Annotated in this window: 6 protein-coding genes and 3 pseudogenes; 5 read left to right on the top strand and 4 right to left on the bottom strand. The window is 60.6% G+C overall.

The features are described from left to right. Positions 1-183: 183 nt before the first annotated feature. The 4 genes and pseudogenes from NKH67_RS31745 (at position 184) to NKH67_RS31730 (ending at position 2,195) form a co-directional block, all read left to right on the top strand. A pseudogene (locus NKH67_RS31745) lies at positions 184-1,208 on the top strand (zinc-binding alcohol dehydrogenase family protein). Positions 1,209-1,309: 101 nt separating this feature from the next. Beyond that, a pseudogene (locus NKH67_RS31740) lies at positions 1,310-1,411 on the top strand (EamA family transporter); the annotation flags it as partial. Between the two features lie 131 nt (positions 1,412-1,542). Continuing rightward, a complete protein-coding gene (locus NKH67_RS31735) occupies positions 1,543-1,770 on the top strand; it encodes a CopG family transcriptional regulator (RefSeq protein WP_353032703.1) in 228 nt (75 codons plus the stop codon). Beyond that, positions 1,715-2,195 (top strand): annotated as a pseudogene (locus NKH67_RS31730) (PIN domain-containing protein). The gene NKH67_RS31735 and the pseudogene NKH67_RS31730 overlap by 56 nt, the downstream one beginning before the upstream one ends. A gap of 125 nt (positions 2,196-2,320) precedes the next feature. Here the strand turns inward: NKH67_RS31730 and NKH67_RS31725 are convergent. The 4 genes from NKH67_RS31725 to NKH67_RS31710 all read right to left on the bottom strand — a co-directional run bounded on the left by NKH67_RS31725 (position 2,321) and on the right by NKH67_RS31710 (position 5,649). After that, positions 2,321-2,776 carry a type II toxin-antitoxin system VapC family toxin gene (locus NKH67_RS31725; RefSeq protein ID WP_353032701.1) on the bottom strand — a complete coding sequence of 152 codons (456 nt, stop codon included), beginning with the start codon at positions 2,774-2,776 and terminating at the stop codon, positions 2,321-2,323. Then, positions 2,757-2,999: a type II toxin-antitoxin system Phd/YefM family antitoxin gene (locus tag NKH67_RS31720; protein WP_353032699.1), complete on the bottom strand. Its 243-nt coding sequence runs from the start codon at positions 2,997-2,999 to the stop codon at positions 2,757-2,759. The genes NKH67_RS31725 and NKH67_RS31720 overlap by 20 nt, the downstream gene beginning before the upstream one ends. A gap of 456 nt (positions 3,000-3,455) precedes the next feature. After that, positions 3,456-4,583, bottom strand: a complete 1,128-nt coding sequence (locus tag NKH67_RS31715) for an NAD(P)/FAD-dependent oxidoreductase (RefSeq protein ID WP_353032697.1) — start codon at positions 4,581-4,583, stop codon at positions 3,456-3,458. Between the two features lie 64 nt (positions 4,584-4,647). Beyond that, entirely contained in the window at positions 4,648-5,649 is a 1,002-nt protein-coding gene (locus tag NKH67_RS31710; RefSeq protein ID WP_353032695.1) for an SIS domain-containing protein, read from the bottom strand. 102 nt (positions 5,650-5,751) lie between these two features. Between NKH67_RS31710 and NKH67_RS31705 the strand changes: the two genes are divergently transcribed. Beyond that, positions 5,752-6,588 carry a PfkB family carbohydrate kinase gene (locus NKH67_RS31705; protein WP_352994076.1) on the top strand — a complete coding sequence of 279 codons (837 nt, stop codon included), beginning with the start codon at positions 5,752-5,754 and terminating at the stop codon, positions 6,586-6,588. The last annotated feature ends 28 nt before the right edge of the window (positions 6,589-6,616 follow it).

Below are 6,616 nucleotides of genomic sequence, written 5' to 3'. Positions count from 1 at the left end.
AATCACCCGCCCCCCCCCCATATCAACACTTAGGGGGGGGGGGCCCGGGAATTTTTTTAAAAACACACGGGTAAGGGATTTGTCTTCACCCCCCCGGGGGCGGGCGTATCCCCCCGCGGCACCACTTCCTGTTGCCGGACTCCAGCTTAGCAAGGGGGGTGAATTCTAGTCATGGGCCCCACCATCAAAGTCGTGCGATGCGCTGAGCCGGGCAGGCTGGTGTTTGAGGAGCAGCAGGCATCAGGCACTCCGCCCGAAGGCTGGGCACTGATCAATGTCGCCTATGTCGGGATATGTGGAACCGACTACCACATCTTCGAGGGCAGGCATCCTTATCTCGCCTATCCGCGCGTCATGGGCCATGAGGTTTCGGGAACAATCGCGGCAATCAACGCGCCCGTGGACCTGTCGGTCGGAGAGCAAATCCTCGTCAACCCCTATCTTGCCTGCGGAAATTGTGCCGCCTGCCGCCAGGGAAAGCCGAACTGCTGCATGTCGATCGAGGTGCTTGGCGTGCACCGTGACGGTGCCATGAGCGAGCAGATTCTCGTGCCGGCGCAGAACTTGATACCTGCGGCCGGCCTGTCACCGGTCGACGCTGCCACGGTCGAGTTTCTGGCCATCGGTGCTCACGCGGTGCGCAGATCCATGGCGGGGCCGGGCATTCGCGCCTTGGTTATCGGCGCCGGGCCGATCGGCCTCGGCACCGCGCTTTTTGCGTGCATAGCGCACCTCAACGTGACCGTCATGGACGTCGATGCGAGCGGCTGGCCTTTGCCGCAAGGCAATTGGGCTTCCTGGTGATCGACAGGTCGAAGGGACCGATCGTCGAAACGATAGCGGAGCGAACTGCGGGAGCAGGTTTCGACGTCGTCTTCGACGCAACGGGAAACAGCCGTTCGATGCAGGCTGCCTTTGCCTATGTTGCCCATGGCGGCGTCATGGTGATGGTCAGCGTCGTGCCGGACGACATAACCTTCTCAGATCCAGAGTTCCACAAGCGGGAAATGATGCTGATCGGCAGTCGCAACGCGACGCGTAGCGATTTTCAGCACGTCATTGCCTCGATCCGCGCTGGAAAAATACCAATCGACTGACTCGTCACCCATCGCACTACCCTGCGAGACAGCCCACGCGATATTGCGATCTGGGCGCAGCAGAAGTCCGGTCTGATCAAGGCTGTTGTCGACGTGGCTGGAGCTGGCTGACGTCGGCAAACACAATCAAGATATGTGACCGCAGCCCTGATGCTGCATTATGGGAGGGGGAGTTGCTCGGTGACGCCAGGCTAAGCGGCGCGCTTGACACAGTATTCGGAGTGGGTTTCCTCAGTGAACAATTGTCCCTGCCGAACTGGCTTGGCGTTTCACTGATTGCAGCGGGCGCAGTTCTCGTCGCATACAAAGGTTGAAGCCGTGAAGCGACGATCCTTCCGGCACAAAATGCGTTCACGCCAAGTCCGCCGGGTATTCGCATCGCTTGAGTATCCGACGTCGCTATTTTATATGATGCGTGATGTTGATGCGCACCAAGCAGGGCAACATGAGAACCACACTGGCGATCGATGACGATATCCTGGTTGCAGCCAAGGCCATCGCCCGGCAGCAGGATCGCAGCCTCGGCGAGGTCATCACCGATCTCGCCCGGCGCTCGCTGCGTCGGCCTCAAGCCGGCGGCGAGCGCAACGGGATTCCTCTACTGCCACCTCGGCCGGATGCACCTCCCGTCACGCTTGAGACGGTCAACGCCTTGCGAGACGAACTGCCGTGACGTGCTCGATGTCAATGTGCTGATCGCACTGATAGATCCTGGCCACGTCGCCCATGGAGTTCGAAGAGACCGGTAACTCGGCATGGCTACGTGTCCCTTCACCGAAAACGGCGTCCTGCGCATCGTCGGCAACCAAAGATATCCCAATTCTCCCGGCTCACCAGCTGTTGTTGCGCGAATCGTTACCAAGTTGCGGACCCTGCACGGGCACAGCTTCTGGCCCGACGATGTGAGCCTGGTTGGCTCCGGCGACATTGATGCAGCCAAAATCCTGACCTCGGCGCAGGTGACGGCTACCTACCTTCTCGCGCTTGCCAAGGCGCGCGGCGGCCAACTTGCCAGCTTTGACCGCAAGCTGTCACAAGCTGTCAGCGGCGGCCGTGAAGGGCGGGAAGTCTGCACTGCATCTGATTCCAACAAGGTAGAGACTCTTCGGTGCGGTCTACCTCCGATCTTCTCGGGTTTCTTCGGCGAGAAGGTCAGCACGGAATCGAGAGCGTCAAAGACTTCTGCACGTCGAACAACATAGGCAGGTGGTCGAGCGAAGAGGTCAATTGCCATTCGCGAGCGGCCCGAGAATTTGGACTCCCTGGCGGCGTGCGGCAAGTGCGAGCTTCCGATCGAGGGTGGCCAGCGGCAACTCGGTTTCGATTGCCAGCGCCAGATAGGCGGCGTCATAGGCGCTGAGCCCGTGCGAAGCCGCTAATGTCAGCACTGCGCCGTCCGACCCGCCGCCGGCGTCCTCCAGCGGCAATCGGCGCAGCCGTGCCATGGTGGTGGCAGCTTCGCCCGCCGCGATGCGGCCACGCCGCTCGGCCATCAATACGACGTTACGCGCCTCGTGCCAGAACAGGGAAGGGACAGGCGCCGTTGCTCCCGGCAATCGTCGCATCAGGGCGGCCGCCGCCTCACTGTCTTCATCAGGAAGAATCCAGGCAGCGGCCATGGAAAAGTCGACAACGAAAGGCATCAGACGATGATCGCCATCAAGCGCGACGCCCTCCATCGCGCCAGGCCCGAATTTCGTCCTGCGTCACGGGCTTGGCGCGAGCGCGGGCAGCGCTGATCTCTTCGATCACGGCTTCGACATCGTTGCGCCGTTGAATCCGCGACAGTTTAGCGATGGGATCGTTGCCGCGCGAAATAATCACCTCCTCGCCGGCTTCTACCCTTGAAAGCAGTTCCGAGAGATGCGTTTTGGCCTCGCCAACTTTCACCGTGATGGTCATTTCCTGTCCTTGCGCGCGTCGGGTCAACGTGGTGAGCCGTGTTCATTGCCGAGCTGAGTGTGGATTGCTCGACAATCGCTCTTGCACGCGACGATAGGCGCAATCCTGCCCCTTGGTCAAGGCTTGGTCAAGTCATTGCCGACCCCTCGCACGCCGCAAGGCGGGCCGTCTCTTGACAAGGTGAAATCGTTCTGGAGCAACGGCTTCTGATCATGCGCAGTGTCTGATTTTGCGGGCGGAAGCTTGCGCAACTTGTCGCGGTTAGCGCACTCCAGTGGATCGCGAGTGGCTATCTGACCATAGTTTGCGGGGCATTCTTCTTCGAGCGTTCGCGCTTGGACGCGCAGCGCCGACCTCTCGCCGTCTCTGTTGCCGTAGCACGACAACCTGATCACGCGGCTCTTCCCCAGGCCCGCGACCCATCTGGACAGTTCGGCCTTGCCCCAAATTGCCCTTTCAGCTGAAACGATTAGGGCGGAACGTTGCAAGCATGGGATGCGGATTGCCAGAGGCGATTTCTTTGGCAAGCAATTCGCCGACGATCAATCCAAGCGTGGCGCCGCTGTGGCTGAAGGCGACGTGAAGTCCGGCAACGGTCTCGACGGAGCCAAGCACTGGCTCGCCGTCGCCGGGGATGGGCTTCGGGCCAACTGCATAGGCAGCGAGTTGGAGCCGCGGATTGCCCTCGAGCACCGCACTAGCCTCCTCGAGCAGTCCTTTGACGGTCTTGTCGTGCACGGTGTAGGTTCCGTCAGAGTTGACCACGACTTCTTCCTCCGACCACGCCGAATCCAAAACAAGTGCGCCATCCGGCGTCAGGCGAACCGCCACGCGGGGCGTATTCAGCACGGCACGGAGCTCGGTCTTGATCGGCTTGGTCTTCAAGAGAAGTGAAATTGGCGTGGCGTCGGGGACACGAACTCCGATCTCTGCGAGCATGATAGGCGTCGCTGGCCCGACCGCAAGGACCACTGCATCCGCCTTTACCGGCACACCGTCGGCAGTGACGACGCCACGCGCGCGACCACCTGTGGCATCTATCCGGACGCGTCCAGCGTCCCGAACAAACTTGCCGCCACGGGAGCGGAACTCATTGAGCAGCAGACTGATCAAAGACGGCAGGTCAACCCATCCTTCGCCAGGATTGAAGATGGCGCCCTGGGGGGTAATTGCGCTCGCGTTGACGCCGGGCACCACTGCACCGACTTCGGCAGGGCCGAGCAGAAGCGCGTCATAACCAATATCCTGCTCCAACTGGCAGACGGACGCGATCTGGTTCGTCTCGTCATCCGCATCCCAGGTGAGGCCGCCGTCAAAGCGAAGCCACGATCCCGTTTCCGGCCTTGTGGCGGCCAGGGTCCGATAACGGTCGATGCCTGCAAGCCTCAAGCGGTGGTAGGCAGTGTCCGCACGTCGCGCTGAGTTCAGCCAGGAAAGTGAACGGCCGGATGCACCGTTGGCTGGCGCGCCGTCGTTGACAACCGTTACATCAAGGCCAAGACGAGCAAGGTGCAATGCGGAAGAGATGCCGAAGATGCCCGCGCCGATAACAACGACATGGCGCGGCTTTGGTGATGCAGTCATAGAGAAATCCTTCTTCGCAGAAGCCGGGCTGGGAGTTGTTGGATGGCTGCAGAGCGCGGCGGAACTAATAGTCGGTGAGCTTCTTCATGTAGCGCCGGCCCTCAAGCATTGGACGGCCGCGCAGGGCGGCCAGCTCGTAGGCAAAACGCCAAAGCGTGTCGAAGAAGACCAAGGGCACGAGATAGGGTTTGATGTGTTCGGACATACCACTGAGGTCGAGTTCAGCTCCATCGAGCACCAGGACGTTTTCCCGTCTGCCGTACTTGAAAAGGAAGTCTCGGGCACGTTCGGGAAGGCTCCGCGTTTCGTCCAAACCCAGCAAGACCACGAAGCAAGTATCCCGGTCGACCACCTCAAATGGGCCGTGAAAGAACTCGTTGGCGTGTATGGCCTGCGAATCGTACCACTGCATCTCCATCAACACGCAGATGGCGTACGAATAGGCCGCACCATAGCTGGCACCGCTGGCCAGTGTGTAGATCGCATTGCGCGGCGCGAAACGGGGGGCGAAGGCCTGAAACCGGTCGGCATAGGTCCGGTGCGCACGCTCGATCGCCGGCTGAAGATGGCTCAGGCTCGTCAGCAGATCGGCAGTTAGCCCGGCATCCTCCCGAGCATCGATCAGGCCGGCGAGCAACATATAGAGCACGCCGTAGTTGCTGCAGGCTGAATCGATTGCTTTGCCCGTCGTGTAGGAGGCCTGGTAGGCGACTGCGTGGTCGACCGCCAGCGCGAGGGGCGATATCTGGTCGAGCGTCATGCCGATTGTCGTTGCGCCTCGATCCTTTGCATGATTGGCCGCTCGCACAGTTTCGCGGGTGGTGCCGGTCTGCGAGCAAAGGACAACGAGCGCGTCAGGTCCCAACCGTCGCGGGTCTCGGCAGACGAACTCATCCGCGTTGTAGATGTCGCAGGCGAATGTGCCGCTGTGACGGTCGACGAAGTATTTGCCTGCCATCATGATCGAGAGCGAACCGCCGCACGCCACGAGGAATAGGTGCGAAAACTGCCTGCCCGCCGTAGCGGTCAGGGCGCGTTCCACGTCGGAGGGCAGGGCGGAAATCATGAGCTTCCTCGTCTCGTTGGCAGAGCTAGGGGGGGCCCACAATTGACAGGTGGGCGGCCATTGTGCGAACGTTATCACACCCTTTAAACTGAAAGTCCTGCAATGGTCAAGATTGCCGCGATAGGCGATAACGTGGTCGATTGTTATCTTGCTCGCGACGAGATGTATCCTGGTGGAAATTGCCTCAATGTCTCGGTTTATGTCAGCCGCTTCGGCGGGCGATCGGCCTATGTCGGAGCGATCGGCAAAGACCGGGCAGGGGACCTTATCTGCACTGCACTGGCGTCGGAGCGCGTGGACATCACCCGATTACGGCGTCTCGAGGGACCGACCGCTTACTGCCTCATAGGTCACCGCAACGCCGATCGGATTTTCCTGGACTTCGATCTCGGAGTTTCGGTGTTTACGCCGACGCAAGAAGATCTGGATTTTCTCTCGGGCTTTCAGGCCGTCCACATCGGCCAGTCCAGCGGTTTGGACCCGTGGGTTGCCGCTGTATCAAGTAAGTCACTGTTGTCTTATGATTTTTCCACGCGACGGGAACCGGGACATCGACGCGAGATTGGACCCTATTGCTATCTGGCTTGTGTCTCGGGTGACGGTCTCGACGAGAAGGAATTGGCCGCAATCGCGGCCGAATTGCTTGCATGTGGTTCAAAGTGGGTTCTTGTGACTCGTGGTCGAGCCGGCGCGGTGCTTCACGGCGACACCGTCTCTTACCGAACCCCGGCGCGGTTGGTCAAACCCGTCGACACCCTGGGCGCGGGCGACACCTTCATCGCAAGAACGCTGTTCGGCCTGCTTAAGAAGGAGGCGCCTCAAGACATCCTCGGCCATGCCGCGGACGCGGCGGCTGCTACCTGCCGGTACTACGGGGCGATCGGCCATGCGACAGCAATCGACTTAGGAAAGATGACGCCGAAGATCCCCCACGCTTAACACTGGAAACCATCTAGCTGCGAAATTC

The sequence above is a fragment of the Mesorhizobium sp. M0968 genome, from assembly GCF_040319065.1.
GTDB lineage: Bacteria > Pseudomonadota > Alphaproteobacteria > Rhizobiales > Rhizobiaceae > Mesorhizobium.
The sequence above is the reverse complement of the archived record's forward strand: the minus strand, read 5'-3'. Positions and strand labels throughout refer to the sequence as shown.